This window comes from Ruegeria sp. AL2, from assembly GCF_056540845.1.
On sequence record NZ_JBQFXM010000068.1, the window covers coordinates 1 to 857 of the forward strand.

General features: G+C 60.8%; 1 protein-coding gene. It reads left to right on the forward strand.

What is annotated here, in order from left to right; all coding sequences use genetic code 11:
• The first annotated feature begins 143 nt into the window (after nucleotides 1-143).
• Nucleotides 144-776 carry a tyrosine-type recombinase/integrase gene (locus ACR0ID_RS20395; RefSeq protein ID WP_480608419.1) on the forward strand — a complete coding sequence of 211 codons (633 nt, stop codon included), beginning with the start codon at nucleotides 144-146 and terminating at the stop codon, nucleotides 774-776.
• The last annotated feature ends 81 nt before the right edge of the window (nucleotides 777-857 follow it).

Here is an 857-nt window from a genome sequence, read left to right on the forward strand (position 1 = left end):
TGGGCTCCGAGCAGACCAACGCACCGCAGCTAGGCTTGAAGAAACAGATGTTCGCGAAGCGGACACTCGTCCTCTTAAGGTAAAATCCGCGCGTTGGCACGGTGCCGATGCCTGGTGTGGGAGGGCTGGACGGAGACTCCATCATGTCCAGTAAACAGCTACCGGCAATCCGACCATCACGTCCGCCGTGGAACAAGGGGCGGCTGATCGGCCAGAAACGCCCGCTCCTGCCAAGGCAGGTTTGGGCCATTCGCGCTTGGCTAGAGCTCGCGGATAACCTGCGCGACTTGGCATTGTTCAATCTCGCCATAGACAGCAAGCTCCGCGGGTGTGACTTGGTTCGACTCAAGGTCGTGGACCTCGTCGCTGGTGGAAACGTCCGGGACCGCGTGTCGGTCATCCAGAGCAAGACCGGGCGTCCAGTTCAGTTCGAGGTGTCCGAGAATACACGCAGAAGCGTGCTCGCATGGGTCACATCGTCCCAAATGCTTGGACAGGTCAACCTGTTCCCAAGCAGGTTCCACGGCTCACCGCACATCTCGACAAGGCAGTATGCGCGCCTTGTTCATGACTGGGTGTGTGCAATCGGACTGGATCCAAGCGGCTACGGCACGCATTCGCTGCGACGGACCAAGGCCGCACTGATCTACAGGAAGACCGGCAATCTCCGCGCCGTCCAGCTCCTGCTGGGTCACACCAAGGTGGACAGCACGGTGCGATACCTCGGCGTCGAACTCGATGACGCGCTCAGCATCGCCGAGAAGATCGACATCTGAGGCCTTGGCGGACGGCCGCAGTCGTCCGCCATCTCATACCGGACGTCTCTCATGATTGACCGTAGCGGCCGCTCAGAGCCC